The following is a 22,295-nucleotide window of genomic DNA, read 5'->3' as shown; positions in this document are numbered from 1 at the left end:
GTCCTGCCGCTTGACAGGAGAAGGGGGGAGGGGGCTCCATCGAGGCGGCCGCGCGGCGCCCCGGCGCGGCCAGAAGAGTGAAGGAGGCGCACATGGGCGCTCGGGATCCGGTGGTGGCACGTCTGGCGGCGCTCAAGGGCGAGCTGGAATCGGTTGGGGCGGAGTTGGCGCGTCGCGCGGTCGACGTGGAGGCGCGCGCGCGCTCCGGCGCCCGCCGCGCCGCGGAGGACGCCTACGAGGCGGTGCGGCCCACGGCCGAGGACGCGCTCAAGGATGCGCGCCGCGTCGCCTCGGACTTCGCTGGCTTTGCGGAAGATGCCGAGGCCAAGGCGCGCGCGGCCGTGGTGGCGCATCCGCTGGCGCTGGTGGCGGGATGCCTCCTCGCCGGCTTCGTGCTGGGGAAGGTCTGGAGACGGCGATGAACGATATGGACACGCTGGTGCGCAACCTGCGCATCCTTTTGAAGGCGGACCTCATCATCGCCGAGCTCGCCATGCGGCGGCTGGCGGCGCGCTCGGTGCTGTTCGTGTTCGCCGGCCTCGTCGCCGCGAGCGCGTTCGGCATGTTCGCCTTCGCCGGCTTCCTGCTGCTGGAGGAGGCCTACGGCACCAAGGCCGCGGCCGCCATCAGCGGCGGCGTGGGGCTGGTGGTGGCGCTGGTGCTGGTGCTGATCGCCTCGGCCATCAAGCCGGGCCGCGAGGATCAGGTGGCGACCCAGGTGCACGAGGCGGCGCTGCTGGCGGTGAGCACCGAACTGAAGGTCGTCGGCGGCCAGGCCCAGCGCCTCGCCGCCTTCGTCCGCTCGCCGTTCGACACCGCGCTGCCGAGCATCGCCCTCACCATCTTCGGCTATGTCATGAAGATGCTGCGCGGCCGCGGGGGCGGCGGGGCCTCCGGCTGAAGCGGCCGTCCCTCAGGCCTTGCGCACCCAGCGCCCGTTCTCGTCCTGCTGCCAGTAGGTGAGGGCGGCGCCCAGCGCCTTCGCCTCCTTCCAGCGCTCGCGCGCGGCGGCCACCTGCTCGTCGTCGCGCCCGTCGAACAGGTAGACCAGGCGCTCATAGGGGGCGGGATCGGGCAGGGCCACGCCGTCCACCAGGAAGCGCACCGTGGCGCCGTTGGGGTTCGCGTCGGAGGTCGCGATCAGCACCGGCTGGCGCTCGGGCTGGGGCTGCGCATCCGTGCCGTGGGGCAGGAAGGACGCCTCGCTGTAGGTCCACAGATGCGCGTCGAGCGCATCGCGCCGCTCGGCCGAGCCGCACTCCACCACGCACCGCCAGCTGCGCTCCAGCGACTTCTCCAGCAGCGCTGGCAGCACCGCTTCGAGCGGGCGGCGTTCGAGGTGGTAGAAGAGGATGTCGGTCATGGCGGCAGCCCCTCTCGTTCGTCCCGATGCCCGTTGAACCGCCGTCGTCCTCCGGCTTGACCGGAGGACCCATCCGGCGGTCCGTGGATGCTCCGGTCGAGCCGGAGCATGACGGCGCGTGGGAGCGGCGGCGAACGCCGCCCCAGCCTCACCCCTCGTAGTGGTCCTTCACCAGCTGGTTGAGCAGGCGCACGCCCCAGCCCGAGCCCCAGCTCTTGTTGATGTCGCTCGGCGGCGAGGACATGGCGGTGCCGGCGACGTCGAGATGCGCCCAGGGGGTCTTGTCCACGAAGCGCTTGAGGAACTGGGCCGCCGTGATCGAGCCGGCATTGCGGCCGCCGGTGTTCTTCATGTCGGCGAACTTGCTGTCGATCAGCTTGTCGTATTCCTGCCCGAGCGGCAGGCGCCACACCTTCTCGCCGGTCTCCTGGCCCGCTTTGGCGAGGCGCTCGGCCAGCTCGTTGTCGTTCGAGAACAGGCCCGCATGGTCGCTGCCCAGCGCCACCAGGATGGCGCCGGTGAGCGTCGCGAGGTCGATCATGAACTTCGGCTTGAAGCGCTCCTTGGCGTACCAGAGCACGTCCGCCAGAACCAGGCGGCCCTCGGCGTCGGTGTTGACGATCTCGATGGTCTGGCCGGACAGCGAGGTGACGATGTCGCCGGGGCGCTGGGCGGCGCCGTCGGGCATGTTCTCCACGATGCCGATGACGCCCACCGCGTTCACCTTCGCCTTGCGGGCGGCGAGCGCGTGCATGAGGCCGGTGACGCAGGCGGCCCCGCCCATGTCGCCCTTCATGTCCTCCATGCCCAATGCCGGCTTGATGGAGATGCCGCCGGTGTCGAAGGTCACGCCCTTGCCGATGAAGGCGACCGGCGCGTCACCCTTGGCGCCGCCGCGCCACTGCATGACGACGACGCGGCTTTCCTTGATGGAGCCCTGGCCGACGCCGAGCAGCGCGCGCATGCCGAGGCGGGCGAGGTCGGCGTCGTCGAACACTTCCACCTCGACGCCCACCTTCTTCAGCGCCTCGGCGCGGCGGGCGAATTCCGGCGGGTCGAGCACGTTCGGCGGCTCGTTGACGAGGTCGCGGGCGAGAATGACGCCGTCGGCCACCGCCTCCTTGGCGGCATAAGCGCGCTTGGCCGCCGGCTCGTCGGCCACCAGCAGGGTCACGGCGAGCGTGCCGTGATCGGCCTCGTCCTTCTTCTTGGTCTTGTAGCGGTCGAAGCTGTAGCTGCGCAGCGCGATGCCCAGCCCCACCTCGGCCGCGTCGTCGGCGGAGACCTTGGCGCCCGGCAGATCCAGCACCAGCGTCGCCTCGCGGGCGGAGGCGGGTATCTTGCCGGCGACGAGGCCGCCGAGCTTGAGGAAGTCGGAGCTCTTCAGCTCCCTGGCCTTGCCCACTGAGATCACGATCAGGCGCGGCGCCTCAAGGCCGGCCGGGGCCAGCAGATCGAGCCCGGTCCAGGCCTTGCCCTTGTAGCGCTCGGCGTCGAAGGCGCGGGTGAGCGCGGCGTCCGCGCCCTTCACCAGCTTCTGGGTCGCCGCGCCGAAGGCGAGGCTCTCGTCGGTGAGGACGACGACGACGCCCTTCGGCGCCGCGTTGTGCTTGGCAAACGAGACGGTGACGGGCTCGGACATGAAGGGCTCCAGGCGGGGACAGCCGGCGCGCGCCGGCGCAGGACGATCTTTGGCAGAGCGAGACGCAGCAGCGGCACGTTCCCTTGGCGCCCCGTCATCCTCCGGACGGGCCGGGGCATGACGGAGCGGTCAGGTCAAAGCGGCGTTGACCATCGGGCCGGGCCGCTCACGGCAAGCGGGAGCCCTCAGGCGCCGGCTTCCTCGGCGGGGGCGGCGGCCTTCTCGGCCCGCTCCTTGGCGCGCTCCTTGGCCTTCTCGCCGGGCTCGGCCTTCTTCGGGTTGTTCTTCGCCTCGCGCTTCAGGAGGCCGGCGGCGTCGAGGAAGCGGGCCACGCGGTCGGTCGGCTGGGCGCCCTTGTCGAGCCAAGCCTTGGCCTTCTCGGTGTCGAGCACCACGCGCTCAGCCGCATCCTTGGCCAGCAGCGGGTTGAAGGAGCCGATCTTCTCGATGAAGCGGCCGTCGCGCGGCGAGCGCGAATCGGCGACGACGATGCGGTAATAGGGACGCTTCTTGGCGCCGCCGCGGGCGAGACGGATCTTCAGGGACATGGGGTTCTTCCTTTTTAAGTCGATGGATGTGTTTCGGTCGGAACTGATCTTTCGGCCGTCATGCCCCGGCTTGTCCGGGGCATCCACGGTGCCGCTGGCCTGACCATCGAAGGTCGGACCCGGCCCGACGTGGATCCCCCGGACAAGCCGGGGGATGACGGCACGCAAATGGGGGACGTCGTCACTTCTTCTTGCCGGGCCCTCCCAATCCAGGAAAGCCCTTCGGCAGGCCGGGGAGGCCGCCGGGGAAGGTCGGGGGCAGGCCGCCGCCGGGCAATCCGGGGAAGTTCGGCGGCAGGCCGCCGCCGCCACCGCCGCCCGGCATCTTCTCGGCCATCTGCTTGAGCATTTCGGGGGAGGGGCCGCCGCCGCCCATGCCCATCATGCCGGCAAGGCCCGCGAGCGGACCGCGCTTGCCGGCGGCGCCGCCCATGGCCTTCATCATGTCGGCCATCTGGCGGTGCATCTTCAGGAGGCGGTTGATCTCCTCCACCTTGGTGCCGGAGCCGGCCGCGATGCGGCGCTTGCGCGAGGCGTCGAGCAGCTTCGGCAGGCGGCGCTCCTTGGGCGTCATGGAATTGATGATCGCTACCTGCCGCTTGAACAGCTTCTCGTCGAGATTGGCGCTGGCGATCTGGTTCTTCATCTTGGCGACGCCGGGCAGCATGCCCATGAGCCCGCTCATGCCGCCGAGCTTCTGCATCTGGTTGAGCTGCTCGCGCAGGTCGTCGAGGTCGAAGGCGCCCTTGCGCATCTTCTCGGCGACGGCCTTGGCCTTCTCGATGTCGATGTTCTCGGCGGCCTTCTCGACCAGCGCCACCACGTCGCCCATGCCGAGGATGCGGCCGGCCACGCGGTGGGGATCGAAATCCTCCAGCGCGTCCATCTTCTCGCCGGTGCCCATGAGCTTGATGGGCTTGCCGGTGACGGCGCGCATGGAAAGAGCCGCACCACCGCGACCATCGCCGTCGGCGCGGGTCAGCACGATGCCGGTGAGGCCGACGCGGCCGTCGAACGCCTTGGCGGTGTTCACCGCGTCCTGGCCGGTGAGGCTGTCGGCGACCAGCAGCACCTCGTGCGGGTGGGTGGCGGCCTTCACCTCGGCCACCTCGGCCATCAGCGCCTCGTCCAGCGTCACGCGGCCGGCGGTGTCGAGCATCACCACGTCGTAGCCGCCGAGCTTGGCCGCCTCGATGGCGCGCTTGGCGATCTGCACCGCAGACTGGCCGGCGACGATGGGAAGGGTCGCGACCTCCACCTGCTTGCCGAGCGTCGCCAGCTGCTCCATGGCCGCCGGACGGCGGGTGTCGAGCGAGGCCATCAGCACCTTGCGCTTGCCGCGTTCGGTGAGGCGCTTGGCGATCTTGGCGGTGGAGGTGGTCTTGCCCGAGCCCTGCAGGCCGACCATCAGGATCGGCACCGGGGCGGGGGCGTTCAAATCGATGGGGTCGGCGTCGGAGCCGAGCGTCGCCACGAGCTCGTCGTGGACGATCTTCACCACCATCTGGCCCGGGGTGACGGACTTGATGACCTCGATGCCGACGGCGCGGCTCTTCACCCGGTCGGTGAAGGAGCGTACCACGTCCAGCGCCACGTCCGCCTCGATCAGCGCGCGGCGCACCTCGCGCATGGCCTCGCCGACGTCGGCCTCGGTGAGAGCGCCGCGCCGCTTCAGCTTGTCGAGTATGCCGCCGAGGCGGTCGGAAAGGGTATCGAACATGAGCGTCCGTGGGTTCGGGTTTCACGCGCGACGGGGGCCAGGCCGCCCGTCCGCGCATCGGCATGAAAGCCAACGCAAAGCACGCCCGAGGGCGCAACGCGCTGTCGGGCGGTGACCTCCGGGCGCAAGGCCCGGTCGGCGGATCGGCAGGGCCGTCCTCGTGAAGCCGCGGTGGATAGCACCTTTGACAGAGCGAGGCAAATCCGCGCGTGCCTTCATCGTTTCACAATTTATCGACACATCATGTGAACAGTCGGGTGCAGAGGCCGCGATATGATCGCGACCGGCACCGTTTCGGGGGACCCCTGACCGTGAAGACCATTCTCAGGCTGTGCGCCATCCTGGCGGCAGGCACGCTGGGGCTTTCCTCCGCCTCCGCCCAGATGATGGGGCCGCCCCCGGCCGCCGCCCCCGCCCCGACCGCGAGCGCGCCGTCCGGAGCGCCTGCGGCGCCGGCCAAGATCACGTCCTATTCGTCCATGCACGTGGACGGGCCCTATATCGCCATCACCTTCGACGACGGGCCGAACCCCGAGACCACCAACAAGCTCCTGAAGATGCTGGAGCAGCGGGGCATCAAGGCGACTTTCTTCGTGCTCGGCAGCCGCGCGGTGCAGAGCCCGGAAATCCTGAAGCAGATGGTGGCCCAGGGGCACGAGGTGGAGAACCACTCCTGGAACCACCCGATCCTGCCGAAGGTCGGCCTCGCCGAGGCGGACCGCCAGATCACCCAGACCAACGACGCGATCGAGAAGATCACCGGCAAGAAGCCGCGCTATCTGCGCCCGCCTTATGGCGCCATGTCTGTGCCGCTGCGCAAGCACATCGAGGACAAGTACGACCTGACCTTCATCTACTGGTCGGTCGACACCCTCGACTGGAAGAACAAGAACCCCGACAAGATCTACGAACTGACCATGAAGCAGATCGGCCCGGGCGGCATCATCCTGGCGCACGACATCCACCCGACCACCGTGCAGGCGATGCCCAAGGTGCTCGACGCGCTGCTCGCGCGCGGCTTCAAGTTCGTCACCGTGACCGAGCTGATCGCCATGAACAAGCCGGAGCCGCCCAAGGTCGCCGCGGTGAAGCCGGCGCCGCCCAAGAAGCCGAAGCCGGCCGGGACGGCGGCGAGCGGCAGTCCCGCACCCAAGCCGAAGCCGGTCGCGACCACCGGATCCACCCAGCGTCCGCCGGCCACTCCGGTGCGCAGCACCAGCGGGACCGGAACCGGCCTCTACTGATCGTCTCCCCGAATTGAAAAAGGGCCTTCCTGCCGAGCAGGAAGGCCCTTTTCCTTTGGCGGCGTGGCGGGGCACCGGGCGCGCCGGTGCCTGCGCGCTCAGCTCGCCTGCGTGACCGCGGGAATGCTCCAGGTGCCGTCGAGGATCGACGGGTTCTCGGGGTTGGGCCAGTACAGGCGCAGCATCAGGATGAACTTGCCGGCCGGCGCGGGCAGCCAGTTGGATTCCTTGTCGGCGCCGGGGCTGTCCTTCTGGAGATAGAGGTCGACGGACCCGTCCGGATTGGCCTTCAGGTTCTGGCGCGGACTGATGGAATAGCGGTTCAGCGCATTGGGCACGAAGAAGAACGAGCCGTCATACATGGTGAGCGACCAGAAGCCCTTCGCCGGCGGGAGCTGGCCCTTGGGGAAGCGCATCACGTACTTCTTGGAGCCGTCATAGGCGCTGCCGTTCGCGGCCTTCTCCGAGGTCGGGTAGATCGCGTCCTGCGGCCGGTTGGCGCCGAGGCCGATGGCGGTGATGAGCGCGCGCATCAGGTAGTCGGTGCCGTACTCGCCGGTCTTGGTGGTGAAGGTCCAGCCGTTGACGGTCTTCACCGCATCATTGATCTTGAACTGGATCATGATGCGGTCCTGCGCGATCTGCGGGATGCGCTTGGCGAAGTCCGCCCTCAGCTTCGACTTGTCGAACGGCTTGCCCGGCACGAGGCCGATGCTCGCGAACTTCGCGAGCGCGGGGGCATCGGCCGCCGCCGGCGGGTTGGTCATCATCAGCTGCGCGAGCAGGGTGAAGAATTCCACCGCGCTCATGGCGTTCACCTGGTCGCGCACCGCCGTCTTCATGTCGGTCTTCGGGTTCACCTTGCCGGCCGGCGGGGTGTAGGGCTTGCCGTAGGCGCTCAGCGGCACGAGGCTCACCTGGTCCTGCAGCGCATGGACGGCGGCATAGTCCTCCGGCGTCCCGGTGCAGTATATGCGGCCGAGGATCCACACCATCGCGGTGGGCGACTTGTACTGCGTCACGCCCGCAGGCAGCGTGCCGGTCCAGCCGGGCCCGGTGATGGCATAGGTCTGCGCGCCGGTGCCGGTGGTGCGCTTGCCGGGCACCTGGAACACGTTGGTCCAGCCGTCCAGCATGGGGAACAGGAAGTAGCGGTCCTTCATGTCGGGGATCGAGAGCACGTAAGGCTCCTTGCCCAGGTCCACGAAGGCGGTGGTGTAGAGCGTGTCGGCATTGGGCGCGGTCACGTCGCGGAACGCGGCGTTGGGATATTCGCGCATGCGCACGAGCTGGCCCATGGGCGCGCGCGTGCCCTTCGGGGCCGCGACGTTGGTCATGACGCGGCGCGTCATCTCCATGGTGATGAGCGGATAGCCGTAGATATAGGCGTCGGTGGCGGTCCAGAAATCCTCCAGGCCCGCGCCCACGCCGCGGAGGCCGTCGAATGCCGCCTGCGCCGGCGCGCCGCCGAGCGTCGTGGCAAGAAGGCCGAGGCCTCCGAAGGTGGCATCGCGCCGCGAGATCTTCATGCGTCGTCTCCCCAAGGATCGGATGACGGTGCCGCGACGGCGGCCCACCACCCGGCGCGGATCTGGCCGCGCGGTTGCAAGCACCGCCAAGCTCTACGTCAGCCGTGACGCAAACGCCCCGACTATGTTGCCTTAGTCTTTGATATTTCAGGCCAATATGAACGCTAGCCCGCTTCCCTAACGACGCCTCCGTGGGCGGTAAGATAGCGCTCCCGGGCGGCCGGGCCGGCGGTCCGGGCGCCTCTGCGCGCGCGGCGGACCAATCCGCGGGCGCTCACAACGGCGCGCTGGTCGTGCCCTTCATGAGGATCGGACCGGTGGGGCGGCCGATGGGCGAGCCTGCGCTCGGCTCCAGCGTGATCTCGAACAACTGGTCCGGCCCGGTGGCGGGCAGGCGGCCGAGATCGAGCCGCACCGTCCGCGCCCGCTCCAGAAGGCCGATCGAGACCGGCCCGCGGCCCCGGTCCTGCAGGGTCCAGACCTCCAGCGCTCGGCCCTGCGGCACCTCGATTGAACGCAGCGGAATGAGCTCCGCGGTGCCGTTGGCGAAGGCATTGACCACGGCGGCCGGCTGGTTGTCGGGGGTCAGCAGCACAGCGACGAACACCGGCTTCGGCGCACCTCCCGGCAGCGTGACCGCGAGCCCGACCGCAAGAACGAGGGCGGCGGCGCTGGCGGCAAATCCGGCCGTGCGCCAGAAGGCGAGGCTCTCCCAGAAGCCGGCGAACCACGGCGCGGGACGCGGGGCCGGACCCGGCGCGGGGCGCGCCGGCTGGGCAGCGGCTGGCGTGCGCGCCGGCGGCTCGGGAACGGTGGCGTGCGGCGCGGCCTCTGCCTCAGGAGCGGCGGCGACGCTCGCCAGAATGCGCTCCAGCAGCGCATCGGACGGCGCGCCGGGCGCCGCCGTCGCGTCCAGCTCGGCGAAGCGCGCGCGCCACGTCTCCACCAGCGCGCGGAAGGCGGGATCGGCGGACATGAGGGCGCGCGCCCGCGCCTCGTCGGCCGGGTCCGCGAGGCCGAGAACATGCTCGGCCGCCAAATGATCCAGCTCGTCGGGGGTCGGAGGCGTGCCCTGCGCGCTCATGCCAGGCACTCCCTGAGCGCCAGCAGGGAGCGGCGGATCCAGGATTTCATGGTTCCGAGCGGCACGCCGAAGCGTCCCGCCAGCTCGCCGTGGGTCAGGCCGCGGACGTAAGCGAGCAGGATCGCCCGCCGCCGGTCCGGTTCGAGCCGCTCCAGGCAGCCCCTCAGCCGGCCGCTCTCGGCGAGCCGCATGAGGGCGCCTTCCGGGCCTTCCTCTTCGCTTTCCAGGCCCATGGGCTCGAAATCATCCACCAGTTCGGTGCGCGTCTCGCCCCGCAGGATGTTGAGCGACCGGTTGCGCAGGATGGCATAGATCCAGGTGCGTGCGGCCCCGCGCGCGGGGTCGAAGCTCGCCGCCTGCCGCCACACCAGCACGAACGTATCGTGCACCGCCTCCTCTGCCAAAGCCCGCCGGCGCAGCATGCGGTAGGCGACGCCCACCATGCGCGGCGCCTCGCGCTCATAGAGCGCGCGCAAGCCCGCCTGGTCGCCGCGCTGGCAGGCGCGCAGTGCATCCAGAATGTCCCCGTCGGGCTGGCTCATGGGCGTCTTCGGCGTCCTTCCTGTCCCCGACGACCAATATGCGCGGAGGAGCCGTTTGGATGCGTCGGGCGCGAAATATTCCTGTCCCGGCGGCCGTCGCAAAAAAATCTCCGCCCCTCTGCATCCGCCCCGGGGGGTGGCGTGTAGCCGCTCCAGACGGCCTCGTGCCGGACAACCAGGAGACGGACCATGATCAGGCAGACCCTTCTCGCGACGCTTCTGTCCACCGCGGCGCTCGCCGGCGCGCAGGCGCAGACGGTGGCCGCCCTCGTCGGCGACGATCAGATCGCCATCGTTGATGCCAAGGCCGGCAAGGTGGCGAAGACCTGGGCCATTTCCGGCGGTCCCGGCCGCGTGCTCGGCATCGACGTCCGCCCGGCGGACGGCCAGCTCTACGCCGTCTATGCGGACGGCACGGTCGCGACCGTCGACACGTCGAGCGGCAAGGCCATGGTGAAGTCCAAGCTCGACATGATCCCCGCCGCCGGCACCACGGTCACGGTGGACTTCAACCCGGTCGCCGACCGCCTGCGGATCATCGGCTCGGACGGCATGAACCTGCGCGCCAACGTGGACGACGGCAAGGTGATCCGCGACGGCAACCTCGCCTTCGCCGCGGGCGACAAGATGGCCGGCAAGACGCCCCAGGTGGTGGCGGGCGCCTATACCAACTCCATGAAGGGCGCCAAGGAGACCGCATTGTTCGACATCGACGCCTCCGGCGCGCTCGTCAAGCAGGCCCCGCCCAATGACGGCGTGCTCAATACCGTCGGCGCGCTGGGAATGCCCGCCAAGGCGGTGGCCTTCGACATCGTCTCCGGCGCCGAGGGCGGGAACGCCGCGTGGCTCATGGCGGGCGACACGCTCTACAAGGTCGATCTCGCCACCGGCGCCAGCACCAAGGCGGCGACCATCTCCGGTATGAAGGGAACCGTGCGCGACATCGCCGTGCTTCCCGGCATGTGATGCCGCGAAAAGCGCGCATCGGCACGACGCCGGTCGCGCGCGAGTGATCCAGCCGCTGGGATCACCGTATTGATGCGGTGATCTGCGGCTCCGTTCGGCTCCACGTGGCCCCCGCAGCGTGGAGTTGGGGGCCGGGTTTAATCGCCCGGCCCCGCCTATTCCGGATCGCGGGCCGGATGGGGCAGGGGTCCTGTGGCTCCCTGCCGCCCGAACGCGGCGAGCCGGGCGTCGATCCAGGCGGAGATCAGGTCGACCACCTGCCCCTCGATGCCGCGGTAGCCGTGCGGCGACAGCGAGCCGCAGGCCTTGCCGGGCATCCCTCCGGCCACATTCTCCACCGTCACCGAAGGCGCGCCCGCAAGGGCCGCGGCGATCCGCGGCGCCGCGGCGGGCGGAGAGACCGGGCAGGCATCGTCGCGGTTGGCGACGATCAGGACCGGCACCCGCACCGCGGCGAGATCGACGTCGAAGACGCTCTCGCGGCTGCCGCCGAGGTCCGAGACCGCCTCGGTGAGAACCAGCCCCGCCACCGCTCCCGGCTGCGCCCGTGCCGCGCCGTTGGCGGCGGCGATGGCGCCCTGGCTGGTGCCGACGAGAAAGACCGGCGCGCCCGTCTCGCTCCCCGCATAGGCCGCGAGCGCCCGTACCAGGTCGCCATAGGCCGGCGTGCTGCGCCGGCCGCGCAGGTTGCGCGTGCCCGCCGCGTCGGGAATCAGCACCGCGAACCCCTTGTTCATAAATCGCGCGCGCGTGCGCACGAGGAAATTGGCACCATGCGCCAGCGTCCCGTCGGGTCGGATGCCGATAGCGCCGGCGCCGCCGGGGAGCATCACCAGCACTGCGCGCGGCGCGGCGGGGGAGGCGAGCAGCACCCGTTGGTCGAGGCCGGCGATGGAGAGGTCGGCGACGCGGCGGTCGCTCGCCCCGTCCGGCCCGGCGAGGGCCATCGGCGCGGCGGCGCCGGCGAGCAGGACGGCCGCGAGCAGCGCACGCCAAGATGTGCGGCACGCGGCGCGCGTCCCTGACCCGGCGCAAGGCGCGTCGGCGCCAGCGGGGCTAGGCTTGATCCCGTCGCGTCGCAGGGTCACGGCCGGGGCGTGCGGCACCGGATTGCTGGAGCTCGCCATGAAGGATCTGCCTCTGTCCCACGTCTACCAGCTGATCGAGCCCGGTCCCGTGGTGCTGCTCACCACCGCGGCGGCGGGCCGCGCCAATGTCATGACCATGTCCTGGCACATGATGGTGGACTTCACCCCACCGCTCATCGCCTGCATCGTCGCCTCCGGCGACTTCAGCCACAAGGCGCTGAGGGCGACGGGGGAGTGCGTGATCGCCATTCCCTCTGCAGAGATGGCCGAGACGGTGGTGGCGATCGGCAACGTCTCGGGCCGCGACCACGACAAGTTCGCTGAGTTCGGCCTCACCACGAAGCCCGCCGCCCAGGTGGGCGCGCCGCTGGTGGGCGAGTGCTTCGCCAATCTCGAATGCCGCGTGGCCGACACCCGGCTCGTGAACCGCTTCAACCTGTTCGTGCTGGAGGTGGTGAAGGCCTGGCACACGCCGTCGCGCACGCCGCCGCGCACCCTGCACCATCGCGGCTACGGCACCTTTGCCGTCGACGGCGAAATCGTTCGCCTGCCCTCGCGCATGCCGTGAACGCACGCTTGGAGAGGGCGCGCGCGGCCAGCTATCCTGGTTAGGCTATTCAGCTAGCCGAGAAACTCAAGATGGCCATCCACATCCGCGACCCGAAGACGGATCAGGCGGTGCGCGAGCTTGCCCGTCTGCGCAAGGAGGGGCTGACCGACGCCATCCGCCGTGCGGTCGCAGAAGCGCTGGAGCGCGAGCGCGGGCGCCAGCCTTTGCGTGCGCGCATCGCGCCTCTGCTGGCACGCTTCCGCGCCGCGCCGAAGACCGGGCTTGCGGTCGACAAGGCGTTCTTCGACGAGGTCTCCGGTGGCTGACCTGTTCATCGACGCCTCCGCACTGGTGGCGATCCTGAACGAGGAGCCGGAGGCGCTCTTGTTCCTGCGGCTGATCGAGGAGGCGTGCCTCCCCGTCACTTCGCCGGTGGCGACATTCGAGACCGTGCTCGCCGTCATGCGCATCACCGGCTGGGACGCCGGGGCGGCGCAGGACTTCGTGACCGAGCTTCTGGCCATGCTCGGCATCGCGCAGGAGCCGGTTACGCCGGCCATAGCGAGCGAAGCAGTCTCCGCCTTCGCCCGCTTCGGCAAAGGCCGCCACCCCGCGGCGCTCAATCTTGGCGACTGTTTCGCCTATGGCGCCGCGCGCACACTCGGAGCGGCCCTGCTGTTCACGGGCGACGACTTCAGCCGCACCGACATCGCCCGGCCCTGAAGCGCTCCCCCTACCGCGCCAGTTCCTTGAGCCCCAGCCGGATCAGCGTCTCGGTGGTCGCCCCGTCGCCGGCCGCGCGGGCGGCGGCGGCCACGGCGGCGCCGGCCTGGGCCTGGGCGTAGCCGAGATTGACCAGCGCGGAGACCGCGTCCGAGGCCGGGCCGCCCTTCGCCGCGCGCGCCGGCGCGCCGCCGAGGTCGGCAAGCTCCACCGCGCCGGCGGAAAGTCCGCCCATCTTGTCCTTCAGCTCGGTGACGATGCGGGTGGCGACGCGCGGCCCCACCCCCGGCGCGCGGGCGACCGCGGCCTTGTCGCCGAGCGCGATGGCCTCGGCGAGGTCCGAGGCCGACAGGGTGGAGAGGATGGCGAGGGCGATCTTGGTGCCGATGCCCTGCACGCTCTGGAGCAGGCGGAACCAGTCGCGCTCTCCCTCGCGGGCGAAGCCGAACAGGCGGATCTGGTCCTCGCGCACATGGGTCTCGATGAGGAGGCTCGCGGCGCCCCCCGGCGCGGGCAGGCCGTCGCGGGTCTTCTGCGAGCAGTGCACCAGGTAGCCGACCCCATTCACGTCGAGGATCACATGGTCCTCGCCGTAGGAATCCACCACGCCTTTCAGCTTGCCGATCATGGGGGCCTCCGCCGCGCCGTCAGTCGAGCACGGCCTGAAAGAAGATGAAGGTGGCGAGCACGCCGAGGCCGGTGCGCACCATGTGGAGCTGGCCCCAGTTGGACAGGAGCCGGCGGCAGTCGGGATCATCCGCCCGCGCCGCCATCAGCCGCTGCTCGGTGGGCGCGATGCCGATGAAGGTGTAGGGCCAGTTGGCGAGCATCAGCACGCCCCCGGCGAGGAAGTGCCAGTCGCCCTGCGTGAGGAAGGCGGCGGCGCCGCAGACGAAGCCGGCGACCACCAGGACCGCCTGCATGGCGAAGCCGCGCCGGTCGGCGGGGCGGAACTGGGCGAGCGCGCTCGCCTCGCTCAGCGCGAGGCGCGCCGGCTGCTCCACCACGTTGACGTAGAGCGCCGCGCCCGTGAAGGCGGCGGCCGCCACCAGCCCCAGCAGCCCGAAGATCATGTCCCGTCCCCCGCCGGCGACCTACCGCACCAGCCGCGCCAATGCCGCCGCGCCGCGATGGTGCGCGTGGGTGATGGCGACCGCAAGGGCATCGGCGGCGTCCTCGGTCTCAGGCTGCGCCTTGGGCAGCAGCACCGAGATCATCATCCGCACCTGCCCCTTCTCGGCCCGGCCGGCGCCCACCACGCTCTTCTTCACCAAAGTGGGCGCGTATTCCGCCACCGGCAGCCCGCTCTGGGCGGGGGCCAGCAGCACCACGCCGCGCGCCTGGCCGAGCTTGAGGGTGGACGAGGGGTTCATGTTGACGAACGTCTCCTCCACCGCCGCCTCGTCCGGCGCAAAGCGGCCCAGCACCTCGATCAGGCCGCGGTGGAGTTCGGCAAGGCGCACGCCCATGGGCGCATCCTCCGGCGGCAGGACGGTGCCGCAGCCGACGAAGGAGAGCCGGGTGCCCTCGGCCTCGATCACGCCCCAGCCGGTGCGGCGCAGGCCGGGATCGAGACCGATGATGCGAATCACGTGCGATGCCATGGCCGAAGGCTGCCCCGGACGCGCCTGCGAGGAAAGCGGCGCGGACGGCGGGCGCCGGAAATCAGGATGATACCGCCCCTCACGCCGGTGGAGCGAAGCCGCGTCCGCCGGCGCAGGCGGCACCGTGAGGCGCCCCTCTCGCCGACGGGGAGGGGGTGGCACTAACCCGGCGGCAGGGGAGGCCGGGCCGCCAACGCAGCCGGTGCCGTGAGGCGCCCCTCTCCCGCGGGGAGAGGGTTCTGCGGCAGCGCGAAGGGACGGGATCGGAAGCTCTCCGGCCCCGACCGGACCGCCGGCCCTCAGAGCGAGCGGGACGGCGGCGTGGAGGCCTGGCGGGCGACCGTGTTCGATCCGCTCTCCATGCCCCAGTCGGGCTTGAGGTCGACGAAGTTGGCGGCGGGATCGAGCGGCGCGGGCCGGAAGTTCTCCGCCGCCTGCCGGGCGCGGGTCAGCGCCTGGGGATCGGCGCGGGTGATCAGGCTGTCGCGCTTGGTGGCGCTGTCGGCATCGCCCTGGCTGGCGGCGAGCGCGAACCACTTCCACGCTTCCGCGAGATCGGCCGAGCCGGCGAGGCCGCGGGCATAGATCACGCCGAGATTGTACTGGCTGTCCGCCTGGCCCATCTCCGCGCTCTTGCGGAACCACTCGATGGCGCGCGGCCAGTCGGGCTTGCCGTCGATGCCCTGGGAAAAGACCACGCCGAGATTGTGCATGGCCCGCACATTGCCCTGGCTGGCGGCCCATTCGTAGAAGCGCCGGGCCTCGGCGAGATTGCGCGAGACGTTGTCGTAGAGGCTGCCGAGCCGGTAGGCGGCCGGCGCCGAGCCGGCGGAGACCGCGTAAGCGAGCCACTTCTCGGCCGCCTTGGGATCGGCGCTGATGCCGATACCGTCGGCATAGCGCACGCCCACCGCATAGGCGGCGGCGACGTCGCCGGCGCGGGCGGCGGCCTGGAGCGCTGCCGGCCCCACCGGCGCCGGCAGGTCGCGCACCGGGCTGAACAGCAGGCCGGAGACCTGCGTCCTGACGCCATCCACCGCGGCGCCGACGCCCGGCACGACGCCGGAAACGGCCTGGAGCGCGAGACCCACCCCCGAGACCAGGATGAGCAGGACCGCGGCCACCACAAGGGCCTTGAGCGTGCTGCGGCGGCGCCGGTCCCGGCGCTGGGCGGAGGACAGGCGCTCCTTGCGCGAGCGTTCCCGGCGCAGGCGCCGCTCGGCGCCGCCGATGCTCCAGTCGGCGCGGCGCTCGGCCTCGGGTCCGGGCAGGTCGAACTCGTCCTGCGGCATGGCGCGCGAGCGCGGCTCCGGTGCCGGATCGATGCGCGTGCGGCGGGGGCGCTCGGCCTGCGGGGGCGGCGCGGAGGGCGCCTCCTGCCGCGCCTCGGCCTCCTGGGCACGGGCCTCCTGGGCGCGGGCCTCCTGAGCCCTGGCTTCCTGGGCCCTGGCTTCCTGGGCTCTGGCTTCCTGGGCGCGCGCCTCGGCGCGGGCGCGGTCGCGCGCCTCGGCAGCGGCCGGGTCGGGGTTGCGGCTGCGGGCCTGGCGCGGCGCGTCGGCCGGCTTGGCACGGGGCTGGCGCGGCGCCGGCTCCTCCTGCAGGACGGCCTCTTCCACGCTTTCCGGGCCGGCGGTCCACAGGCCGTCGTCGTGCGCGGCGCGGCCGAGGGGGGCGCGGTCGTCGGCATCGGGATCGATGGCGTCGGCGAGGCGGCGCGCCATCTCCTCCTGGCGCGCCTCCAGCACCGCAAGGCCGCGCTTGATGCCGAGCACGGCCGGGCCGTCGGCATTCTCGGAAATCTTGAGCGCCACCGCCTCGGCGGCCTCGGCGGCGGCCTCGGTGGCGGCGGCGCGCACGCGCTCCATTTCCGCCGCGACCCGGGCGACGGCGTCCTCGATCTTGTCCAGCTGGCCGAGGCGCGCCTGGGTGTCGCGCACCCGCTCGGTGAGGGTGGAGAGGTGGTTCTCCATCGCCTCGGTCAAGGGTGCGACCGCGATCTTGTCCACGTTGCCGCCGGCCCGCTCCATGCGCGTCAGGAGCGCGCCGATGCGTGCCGACATATCGGCCGTTGCCGCCGGCGACAGGGCCGACACCTGCGCCGCCACCTTGTCGAGCCGGGCATTGATGGCGCCGACCTCGGCATTGACGCCGCGGCGCAGTTCCTCGGCATTGGCATGGCCGCCGAGGATGTAGCTGGCCTCGAACTGGCCGACCTTGTTCATCAGCGCCTCGGCCGACAGCTCGAACTTGGCCGTCGCCTCGCCCATGCGCCGGGCGAGATCCTCGGAGCTGCGCATCATCTTGTCGGCGCAGGCGGCGATGCGCTCGGCCATGTCCTGAAGCCCGCCCGGCGCCAGCGCGCGCTGGGCCAGCGACTTCATCTCGTCGGTCTGGCGCTGGAGGCGGACGATCTCCACGGGGTCGAGCTGGCGGGAGGATACCGCGTCGAGCTTGCGCGCGAGCGCGTCCACCCCGGTGGCGAGCGCCTGGAAGCGCTCCGGCGCGTTGAGGGCATCGAGCGCCGCGCGCAGCTTGCCGAGTTCCTCGCCGATGGCGAGGCTCTCCTTGGTGCGCGCCGAATCCCCGGCGACCCGCATTTCCTCGAAGCGGCGGTTCAGCAGCGAGATCGCCCGGTCCATCTCCAGAACCGCCCGGCGCGGCGCCGCCTGGGCGAGCCGCTCGCGCAGCGCGTCCATGTCGGTGCGCATGGCGTCCACCGAGGACGGGCGCTCGCGCTCCAGGTCCCAAGCGGGCGTATCGGGGTCGAACTCGTCCCCCAGCTGCCGGCTCAGGTCCCTGTAGATGGCCGAGCGGATGGCCGTGTCTGCCCGCGCCGCACGCGCACCGCGCTCCATGACCGCCTCCTCATGGCGAAAGGGAACCGATAACGCAGGAACCCTTTACCATCGCCGCATTGCGGTGATTCGTGCAAGTGAGCATCCGGCCAACATGGTAAACGAGGTGTTAACCAAGCCCTTAAGGGTCGGAATTCCGGACCAAGTAACCGTTACTTTCCCTAAGAGGAGGTCGCGTTTCTCCCGGTGGGGGCGCGTCGCGGCTAAACCATTGCCCGATCGAACATGGGTTGATCGCCCCCTTCGACAGCGGGAAAGCCAAGATGACCATCGAGACTTCGATCCACGACATGACCGGCGCGCATGAGCTGCCGGCCCCGCAGACGCTCCGCAGCCGTCCGCTGGACGCCGAGCGCCTCCACACCATCGGCGAGCTTTCGCGCGATTTCGGCACCACGCTGCGCGCCTTGCGCTTCTATGAGGACAAGGGCCTTCTGAACCCCAAGCGCGACGGGACCCGCCGCCTCTACAGCGACGCCGACCGCACCCGCCTCGCCTTGATCCTGAAGGGCAAGCGCCTCGGCTTCACGCTGAGCGAACTGCTCAGCCTGGTCGGCGCCAAGGACGGCAAGGACCGGGCCAGCCTCGCTCTGACCCGCGACCGCTGCGTGAACCAGATCACCATCCTGGAGCGCCAGCGCGGCGAGATCGACGAGGCCATCGGCGAGCTGAAGGGCATGCTGCACGAGCTGTCGATCTCCTGAGGAGACCCACCGGGCCGCGGGCGCCGGATCGCGGCGCCCGGGACCCCTGCGCGCCGTGAGGCCGCGCCCGGCGCGCCGTTACTCGGCGCTCATCTTGGCGACCAGCGCCTCGGACAGCTCGAAATTGGCGACCACGTTCTGCACGTCGTCGTTGTCTTCCAGCGTCTCCACGAGCCGCAGCAGCTTCTCGCCGGTCTCGTCGTCCACCGCGACGGTATTCTGCGGCCGCCAGGCCAGGGCCGCCTTGCGCGGCTCGCCGAAGCGGGCCTCCAGCGCCCGCTGCACCTCGGCGAGGCTGTCGGCGGCGCAGACCACCTCGTGGCCGTGCTCGGACGATGTGACATCGTCGGCGCCCGCCTCGATGGCGGCCTCCATCATGTCGTCGGCCGACGCGGCCTTGGCGTCGAACTCCACCACGCCCACCCGGTCGAACATGAACGACACGGCGCCGGTCTCGGCGAGATTGCCGCCGGACTTGGTGAAATAGGAGCGCACCTCCGAGGCGGTGCGGTTGCGGTTGTCGGTGAGCGCCTCGACGATCACCGCGACGCCGCCGGGCCCGTAGCCCTCATAGCGGATCTCGTCGTAATTCTCGGTGTCCGCCCCGGCCGCCTTCTTGATGGCGCGGTCGATATTGTCCTTGGGCATGTTCTCGGCGCGGGCCGCGAGGATGGCGGCGCGCAGGCGCGCGTTCATGCCGGGGTCGGGCAGGCCCATCTTGGCCGAGACCGTGATCTCGCGCGCCAGCTTGGAGAACAGCTTGGAGCGCATCGCGTCCTGCCGCCCCTTGCGGTGCATGATGTTCTTGAATTGCGAATGTCCGGCCATGGCCGCCACCGTCCCTTGGTCTGTCCCGCGCCCCTGTCGCAAGGCAGCCCGGACCGATCCCGTTGAGTTGATCGGGCCTTATAGGCGGGTGGCCCGGCCGAGGGCAAGGTTGCGTGCGCGGCGCCGGCGCACGGCCCGCGGCGGCAGGCCGGTTACGATCCATTTACCTTGCTACCGCCAGGATGGAGTCCGTCCGAAAAATGCCAGTCGCGCCGCGCCGCTGGCCCCTTTTCCTCGGGCGCGCGCTCGGCTAAGCCAACGTGGGGTCGCGCGTCAGGCAACGCCTGGGGCGGTCCGCGACGGGACCGCCGGATGGCCGGCGCGCGAGGGATGGGCAACGGCAATCGTCCGGGCCGCGGCATGGCCACATGCCGCGAGACCTCGGGTGCATGGAAGCCGCTCCCTCCGGGAGCGCACGCTAGAAGAGGCCGGAATGTCGCCGATCACGTTCAAGTCCTTCACCCTCGCCGTGCTGCTCCAGGCCGGCATCCTCGCCTTCTCTCCCGTCGCTTCCGCCCAGGCGCCCGGCCGCGGCGCCGGCGCCGTGATGGACATCGGCGATCAGCCCGGCCTCGTCGCCTCCGAGGACGATGAGGCGCAGCTCGAGCCGGCGTTCCGGCGCCAGCCGGTCTATTTCCGCACCACCGAGAAGCCCGGGACCATCGTCATCCACACCAACGAGCGGTTCCTCTACCTCGTGCAGGGCGACAACCGGGCGCTGCGCTACGGCATCGGCGTCGGCCGCGACGGCTTCCAGTGGGGCGGCCTCAAGGAGATCGTCCGCAAGGCCGAATGGCCGGACTGGACGCCGCCGGCGGAAATGATCCAGCGCCAGCCCTATCTGCCCCGCTTCATGGCCGGCGGCCCGGGCAACCCCATGGGGGCCCGCGCGCTCTATATCGGCGGCACGGTCTACCGCATCCACGGCACCAACCAGCCCCAGACCATCGGCTACGCCGTGTCGTCGGGCTGCTTCCGTCTCGTGAACAGCGACATCATCGACCTCTACGGGCGCGTGCCCGTGGGCACCAAGGTGGTGGTGCGCCAGCAGGCCACCCTCTGAGGGCGGCCCCGGCCACCTTCGCACGCTCAACGACAACATCGCCTCGGGGGCATCCATGAAGACGATCCTGGCCCTCCTGGCGGGCGCGGCAGTCGCGCTCGTCGGGACCAATGCTTTCGCACAGCAGACCCTGAAGAGCGTGAAGGACCGCGGCGAGCTGGTCTGCGGCGTCTCCAAGGGGCTGCCGGGCTTCTCCGCGCCCGACGCCTCGGGCCGCTGGTCCGGCTTCGACGTGGACATGTGCCGCGCGGTGGCCGCCGCGGTGCTCGGCGATCCGAACAAGGTGAAGTTCGTGCCGCTCAACGCCGAGGAGCGCTTCCCGGCGCTGCAGAAGGGCGATGTGGACCTGCTGTCGCGCAATTCCACCTGGACGCTGGAGCGCGAGGCCAAGCTCGGCCTGCTGTTCGCCGGCATCTCCTATTATGACGGCCAGGGCTTCCTGGTGCCGAACGCGCGCAAGCTGACCTCGTCGCTCGAACTCGACAATTCCAAGGTCTGCGTCCAGGCCGGCACCACGGCCGCCGCCGCCACCGAGGAATACTTCAAGACCAACAACATGAAGCTGGAGCTGGTGTCGGTGCCGAACTCGGCCGACATGGTGAAGGCCTATGACGAGGGCAAGTGCGACACCCTCACCACCGACGTGTCGCAGCTCTATGCCCTGCGCCTCAACATGACCAAGCCCGCCGACCACATCGTGCTGCCCGACGTGATCTCCAAGGAGCCGCTCGGCCCCGTGGTGCGCCAGGGCGACGACAAGTGGTTCAACATCGTCAAGTGGTCGCTGTTCGCCATGCTCAACGCCGAGGAGCTGGGGGTGACCACCGCCAACCTCGACGCAGCGCTCCAGTCCCAGAAGCCGGACGTCAAGCGCCTGCTCGGCCTTGAGGGCAAGCTCGGCGAGGAACTGGGCCTGTCCAACGACTTCGCCGCGCGCATCGTCAAGGCGGTGGGCAATTATGGCGAGAGCTTCGAACGCAATGTGGGCGCCTCCTCCAAGCTCGGCATCCCGCGCGGGGTGAACCAGCTGTGGAGCATGGGCGGCATCCAGTACGCCCCGCCGATCCGCTGATTCCCGCTGGCGCCCCGGCGCCGGCCTGCCCCCGAAAAGGCGCCGCTCGCAGCGATGTGAGCGGCGCTTTTGCGTTGCGGCCTCTAGTTTCCCTCCGGTCAGATCAAGGCGCGCAAAGCGCCCGGAGGAATCATGCCCAGTCTCTCCCGCCGTACCCTTGTCGCCGGTTCCGCCGCCCTTGCCGGACTGGGAGCCTCAGGTCTCGGCGCCGGCTTCTCGGCGCCCGCGCGCGCCCAGGCGCCCAATCCGGCGCCCGCCGCCGGCCGGCAGGTGCCGAGCGCCTACCGCTACAAGGTGGGCGACGTGGAGATCACCGCCATCGCCGACGGCATGCGCACCTTCCCCTTGCCCCCCACCTTCGTGCGCAACCAGCCGCCCGAGACGGTGAAGGCGGCGCTGAAGGCGGCATTCCTCGACGAGGCGCAGCTCTCCATCCCGTTCAACGTGCTGCTCCTGAACATCGGCGGCCGCCGGGTGCTGATCGACACCGGCAACGGCGGCGAGCCGGGCGCGGTCGGCCAGCTGCGCGGCACGCTCGGCACGCTGGGCGTTCAGCCCGAGATGATCGACCAGATCGTCATCTCCCACTTCCACGGCGACCACATCAACGGCCTCGTGCTGGCCGACGGCACCCCCGCCTTCCCCAAGGCGCAGGTGATGGTGCCCGAGGCGGAATGGGCGTTCTGGATGGACGAGGGCCAGATGAGCCGCGCGCCCGACGCGATGAAGCCCTCGTTCCAGAACGTGCGGCGGGTGTTCAAGCCGTTCGAGGGCAAGCTGGAGCGCTACGCCTGGGACAAGGAGGTGGCGCCCGGCCTCAAGGCGGTGGGCACGCCCGGCCACACGCCGGGCCACACCTCGTTCGCGCTGGAATCCAATCTCGAGGAGATGTTCATCCAGTCGGACCTGACCAACATCGCCGCGCTGTTCGTCGCCAACCCGTCCTGGCAGGTGCAGTTCGACATGGATGCGGCGAAGGCCGCCGAGGTGCGCAAGGCCAACCTCGACCGCGTGGCGGCAGACCGCACCAGGCTCGCCGGCTACCACTTCCCGTTCCCGGCCGTGGCGCACGTGGAGAAGGCCGGCGACGGCTTCCGCTACGTGCCGGTGCTGTGGAACCCCTCCAGCCTGTGAGCTTGCGCGGCCGCTCCGCCTGACATCCGCGCCGGG

General features: G+C 70.6%; 24 protein-coding genes. 11 read left to right on the top strand and 13 right to left on the bottom strand.

Annotation, left to right across the window (positions count from 1 at the left end; all coding sequences use genetic code 11):
* The first annotated feature begins 92 nt into the window (after window positions 1-92).
* Together D9R14_RS09405 and D9R14_RS09400 are read left to right on the top strand one after the other, a co-directional pair.
* Window positions 93-422 (top strand): hypothetical protein, encoded by a 330-nt coding sequence (locus D9R14_RS09405; protein WP_121623065.1) that lies wholly within the window; start codon window positions 93-95, stop codon window positions 420-422.
* A complete protein-coding gene (locus D9R14_RS09400) occupies window positions 419-901 on the top strand; it encodes a hypothetical protein (RefSeq protein ID WP_121623064.1) in 483 nt (160 codons plus the stop codon). Before D9R14_RS09405 ends, D9R14_RS09400 begins: the two co-directional genes overlap by 4 nt.
* A 12-nt stretch (window positions 902-913) precedes the next feature.
* Here the strand turns inward: D9R14_RS09400 and D9R14_RS09395 are convergent, their stop codons facing one another.
* The 4 genes from D9R14_RS09395 to ffh all read right to left on the bottom strand — a co-directional run bounded on the left by D9R14_RS09395 (window position 914) and on the right by ffh (window position 5,273).
* Complete coding sequence (locus D9R14_RS09395; protein WP_121623063.1) at window positions 914-1,363, bottom strand: DNA polymerase III subunit chi; 450 nt, start codon at window positions 1,361-1,363, stop codon at window positions 914-916.
* Window positions 1,364-1,511: 148 nt separating this feature from the next.
* Window positions 1,512-3,005, bottom strand: a complete 1,494-nt coding sequence (locus D9R14_RS09390; RefSeq protein WP_121623062.1) for a leucyl aminopeptidase — start codon at window positions 3,003-3,005, stop codon at window positions 1,512-1,514.
* Between the two features lie 185 nt (window positions 3,006-3,190).
* Window positions 3,191-3,553, bottom strand: a complete 363-nt coding sequence (rpsP, locus tag D9R14_RS09385; RefSeq protein ID WP_121623061.1) for a 30S ribosomal protein S16 — start codon at window positions 3,551-3,553, stop codon at window positions 3,191-3,193.
* A 181-nt stretch (window positions 3,554-3,734) separates the two neighbouring features.
* Window positions 3,735-5,273 (bottom strand): signal recognition particle protein, encoded by a 1,539-nt coding sequence (ffh, locus tag D9R14_RS09380; RefSeq protein WP_121623060.1) that lies wholly within the window; start codon window positions 5,271-5,273, stop codon window positions 3,735-3,737.
* A 311-nt stretch (window positions 5,274-5,584) separates the two neighbouring features.
* Here ffh and D9R14_RS09375 point away from each other — a divergent pair, with 311 nt between their 5' ends.
* Window positions 5,585-6,517, top strand: coding sequence for a polysaccharide deacetylase family protein (locus D9R14_RS09375; protein WP_121623059.1), 933 nt, complete (start codon window positions 5,585-5,587; stop codon window positions 6,515-6,517).
* 98 nt (window positions 6,518-6,615) lie between these two features.
* Here D9R14_RS09375 and D9R14_RS09370 read toward each other — a convergent pair whose 3' ends face one another.
* The 3 genes from D9R14_RS09370 to D9R14_RS09360 all read right to left on the bottom strand — a co-directional run bounded on the left by D9R14_RS09370 (window position 6,616) and on the right by D9R14_RS09360 (window position 9,672).
* Window positions 6,616-8,046 (bottom strand): DUF1254 domain-containing protein, encoded by a 1,431-nt coding sequence (locus D9R14_RS09370; RefSeq protein WP_121623058.1) that lies wholly within the window; start codon window positions 8,044-8,046, stop codon window positions 6,616-6,618.
* Between the two features lie 274 nt (window positions 8,047-8,320).
* Window positions 8,321-9,130, bottom strand: a complete 810-nt coding sequence (locus tag D9R14_RS09365) for an anti-sigma factor (protein ID WP_121623057.1) — start codon at window positions 9,128-9,130, stop codon at window positions 8,321-8,323.
* Complete coding sequence (locus tag D9R14_RS09360; RefSeq protein WP_121623056.1) at window positions 9,127-9,672, bottom strand: sigma-70 family RNA polymerase sigma factor; 546 nt, start codon at window positions 9,670-9,672, stop codon at window positions 9,127-9,129. The genes D9R14_RS09365 and D9R14_RS09360 overlap by 4 nt, the downstream gene beginning before the upstream one ends.
* A 189-nt stretch (window positions 9,673-9,861) precedes the next feature.
* On the opposite strand from D9R14_RS09360, the gene D9R14_RS09355 reads away from it, so the two are divergent.
* Complete coding sequence (locus D9R14_RS09355) at window positions 9,862-10,638, top strand: DUF4394 domain-containing protein (RefSeq protein WP_121623055.1); 777 nt, start codon at window positions 9,862-9,864, stop codon at window positions 10,636-10,638.
* A 155-nt stretch (window positions 10,639-10,793) separates the two neighbouring features.
* Here the strand turns inward: D9R14_RS09355 and D9R14_RS09350 are convergent, their stop codons facing one another.
* The gene (locus D9R14_RS09350) at window positions 10,794-11,585 is read right to left on the bottom strand and encodes an alpha/beta fold hydrolase (protein WP_210210832.1); all 792 of its coding nucleotides are present in this window, start codon (window positions 11,583-11,585) and stop codon (window positions 10,794-10,796) included.
* A 178-nt stretch (window positions 11,586-11,763) separates the two neighbouring features.
* Between D9R14_RS09350 and D9R14_RS09345 the strand changes: the two genes are divergently transcribed.
* From D9R14_RS09345 to D9R14_RS09335, 3 genes are all read left to right on the top strand, one after another.
* Window positions 11,764-12,294, top strand: a complete 531-nt coding sequence (locus tag D9R14_RS09345) for a flavin reductase family protein (protein ID WP_121623054.1) — start codon at window positions 11,764-11,766, stop codon at window positions 12,292-12,294.
* Window positions 12,295-12,365: 71 nt separating this feature from the next.
* The gene (locus tag D9R14_RS09340) at window positions 12,366-12,602 is read left to right on the top strand and encodes a type II toxin-antitoxin system VapB family antitoxin (protein ID WP_121623053.1); all 237 of its coding nucleotides are present in this window, start codon (window positions 12,366-12,368) and stop codon (window positions 12,600-12,602) included.
* Window positions 12,595-12,999, top strand: coding sequence for a type II toxin-antitoxin system VapC family toxin (locus D9R14_RS09335; protein WP_245420670.1), 405 nt, complete (start codon window positions 12,595-12,597; stop codon window positions 12,997-12,999). The genes D9R14_RS09340 and D9R14_RS09335 overlap by 8 nt, the downstream gene beginning before the upstream one ends.
* 10 nt (window positions 13,000-13,009) lie before the next feature.
* On the opposite strand, the gene ruvA is transcribed toward D9R14_RS09335, so the two are convergent.
* The 4 genes from ruvA to D9R14_RS09315 all read right to left on the bottom strand — a co-directional run bounded on the left by ruvA (window position 13,010) and on the right by D9R14_RS09315 (window position 17,458).
* Entirely contained in the window at window positions 13,010-13,627 is a 618-nt protein-coding gene (gene ruvA, locus D9R14_RS09330; protein ID WP_121623052.1) for a Holliday junction branch migration protein RuvA, read from the bottom strand.
* A 19-nt stretch (window positions 13,628-13,646) separates the two neighbouring features.
* Entirely contained in the window at window positions 13,647-14,072 is a 426-nt protein-coding gene (locus D9R14_RS09325) for an anthrone oxygenase family protein (protein ID WP_121623051.1), read from the bottom strand.
* 21 nt (window positions 14,073-14,093) lie between these two features.
* Window positions 14,094-14,603: a crossover junction endodeoxyribonuclease RuvC gene (gene ruvC, locus D9R14_RS09320; RefSeq protein ID WP_121623050.1), complete on the bottom strand. Its 510-nt coding sequence runs from the start codon at window positions 14,601-14,603 to the stop codon at window positions 14,094-14,096.
* Window positions 14,604-14,902: 299 nt separating this feature from the next.
* Window positions 14,903-17,458: a tetratricopeptide repeat protein gene (locus D9R14_RS09315; protein ID WP_121623049.1), complete on the bottom strand. Its 2,556-nt coding sequence runs from the start codon at window positions 17,456-17,458 to the stop codon at window positions 14,903-14,905.
* 263 nt (window positions 17,459-17,721) lie between these two features.
* Here D9R14_RS09315 and D9R14_RS09310 point away from each other — a divergent pair, with 263 nt between their 5' ends.
* Entirely contained in the window at window positions 17,722-18,162 is a 441-nt protein-coding gene (locus D9R14_RS09310; protein ID WP_245420668.1) for a MerR family transcriptional regulator, read from the top strand.
* 78 nt (window positions 18,163-18,240) lie between these two features.
* Here the strand turns inward: D9R14_RS09310 and D9R14_RS09305 are convergent, their stop codons facing one another.
* The gene (locus D9R14_RS09305) at window positions 18,241-18,990 is read right to left on the bottom strand and encodes a YebC/PmpR family DNA-binding transcriptional regulator (RefSeq protein WP_121623048.1); all 750 of its coding nucleotides are present in this window, start codon (window positions 18,988-18,990) and stop codon (window positions 18,241-18,243) included.
* Between the two features lie 433 nt (window positions 18,991-19,423).
* Between D9R14_RS09305 and D9R14_RS09300 the strand changes: the two genes are divergently transcribed.
* From D9R14_RS09300 to D9R14_RS09290, 3 genes are all read left to right on the top strand, one after another.
* Entirely contained in the window at window positions 19,424-20,053 is a 630-nt protein-coding gene (locus tag D9R14_RS09300) for a L,D-transpeptidase (RefSeq protein ID WP_121623047.1), read from the top strand.
* 55 nt (window positions 20,054-20,108) lie between these two features.
* A complete protein-coding gene (locus tag D9R14_RS09295; protein ID WP_121623046.1) occupies window positions 20,109-21,125 on the top strand; it encodes an amino acid ABC transporter substrate-binding protein in 1,017 nt (338 codons plus the stop codon).
* Between the two features lie 132 nt (window positions 21,126-21,257).
* Window positions 21,258-22,259, top strand: coding sequence for an MBL fold metallo-hydrolase (locus tag D9R14_RS09290; protein ID WP_121623045.1), 1,002 nt, complete (start codon window positions 21,258-21,260; stop codon window positions 22,257-22,259).
* Window positions 22,260-22,295: the final 36 nt, after the last annotated feature.

Source organism: Xanthobacter tagetidis (assembly GCF_003667445.1).
Lineage (GTDB): Bacteria > Pseudomonadota > Alphaproteobacteria > Rhizobiales > Xanthobacteraceae > Xanthobacter > Xanthobacter tagetidis.
The sequence above is the reverse complement of the archived record's forward strand: the minus strand, read 5'-3'. Positions and strand labels throughout refer to the sequence as shown.

Bases quoted from the DNA above. Each gene is read 5' to 3' on its own strand.
- ruvA (WP_121623052.1), bottom strand. From the start codon at position 13,627: ATGATCGGCAAGCTGAAAGGCGTGGTGGATTCCTACGGCGAGGACCAT.
- D9R14_RS09305 (WP_121623048.1), bottom strand. From the start codon at position 18,990: ATGGCCGGACATTCGCAATTCAAGAACATCATGCACCGCAAGGGGCGG.
- D9R14_RS09390 (WP_121623062.1), bottom strand. From the start codon at position 3,005: ATGTCCGAGCCCGTCACCGTCTCGTTTGCCAAGCACAACGCGGCGCCG.
- ruvC (WP_121623050.1), bottom strand. From the start codon at position 14,603: ATGGCATCGCACGTGATTCGCATCATCGGTCTCGATCCCGGCCTGCGC.
- D9R14_RS09350 (WP_210210832.1), bottom strand. From the start codon at position 11,585: ATGGCCCTCGCCGGGCCGGACGGGGCGAGCGACCGCCGCGTCGCCGAC.
- D9R14_RS09325 (WP_121623051.1), bottom strand. From the start codon at position 14,072: ATGATCTTCGGGCTGCTGGGGCTGGTGGCGGCCGCCGCCTTCACGGGC.
- D9R14_RS09400 (WP_121623064.1), top strand. From the start codon at position 419: ATGAACGATATGGACACGCTGGTGCGCAACCTGCGCATCCTTTTGAAG.
- D9R14_RS09395 (WP_121623063.1), bottom strand. From the start codon at position 1,363: ATGACCGACATCCTCTTCTACCACCTCGAACGCCGCCCGCTCGAAGCG.
- D9R14_RS09310 (WP_245420668.1), top strand. From the start codon at position 17,722: ATGACCATCGAGACTTCGATCCACGACATGACCGGCGCGCATGAGCTG.
- D9R14_RS09360 (WP_121623056.1), bottom strand. From the start codon at position 9,672: ATGAGCCAGCCCGACGGGGACATTCTGGATGCACTGCGCGCCTGCCAG.
- D9R14_RS09355 (WP_121623055.1), top strand. From the start codon at position 9,862: ATGATCAGGCAGACCCTTCTCGCGACGCTTCTGTCCACCGCGGCGCTC.
- D9R14_RS09295 (WP_121623046.1), top strand. From the start codon at position 20,109: ATGAAGACGATCCTGGCCCTCCTGGCGGGCGCGGCAGTCGCGCTCGTC.
- D9R14_RS09345 (WP_121623054.1), top strand. From the start codon at position 11,764: ATGAAGGATCTGCCTCTGTCCCACGTCTACCAGCTGATCGAGCCCGGT.
- D9R14_RS09315 (WP_121623049.1), bottom strand. From the start codon at position 17,458: ATGGAGCGCGGTGCGCGTGCGGCGCGGGCAGACACGGCCATCCGCTCG.
- D9R14_RS09290 (WP_121623045.1), top strand. From the start codon at position 21,258: ATGCCCAGTCTCTCCCGCCGTACCCTTGTCGCCGGTTCCGCCGCCCTT.
- D9R14_RS09300 (WP_121623047.1), top strand. From the start codon at position 19,424: ATGTCGCCGATCACGTTCAAGTCCTTCACCCTCGCCGTGCTGCTCCAG.
- D9R14_RS09405 (WP_121623065.1), top strand. From the start codon at position 93: ATGGGCGCTCGGGATCCGGTGGTGGCACGTCTGGCGGCGCTCAAGGGC.
- D9R14_RS09365 (WP_121623057.1), bottom strand. From the start codon at position 9,130: ATGAGCGCGCAGGGCACGCCTCCGACCCCCGACGAGCTGGATCATTTG.
- ffh (WP_121623060.1), bottom strand. From the start codon at position 5,273: ATGTTCGATACCCTTTCCGACCGCCTCGGCGGCATACTCGACAAGCTG.
- rpsP (WP_121623061.1), bottom strand. From the start codon at position 3,553: ATGTCCCTGAAGATCCGTCTCGCCCGCGGCGGCGCCAAGAAGCGTCCC.
- D9R14_RS09370 (WP_121623058.1), bottom strand. From the start codon at position 8,046: ATGAAGATCTCGCGGCGCGATGCCACCTTCGGAGGCCTCGGCCTTCTT.
- D9R14_RS09340 (WP_121623053.1), top strand. From the start codon at position 12,366: ATGGCCATCCACATCCGCGACCCGAAGACGGATCAGGCGGTGCGCGAG.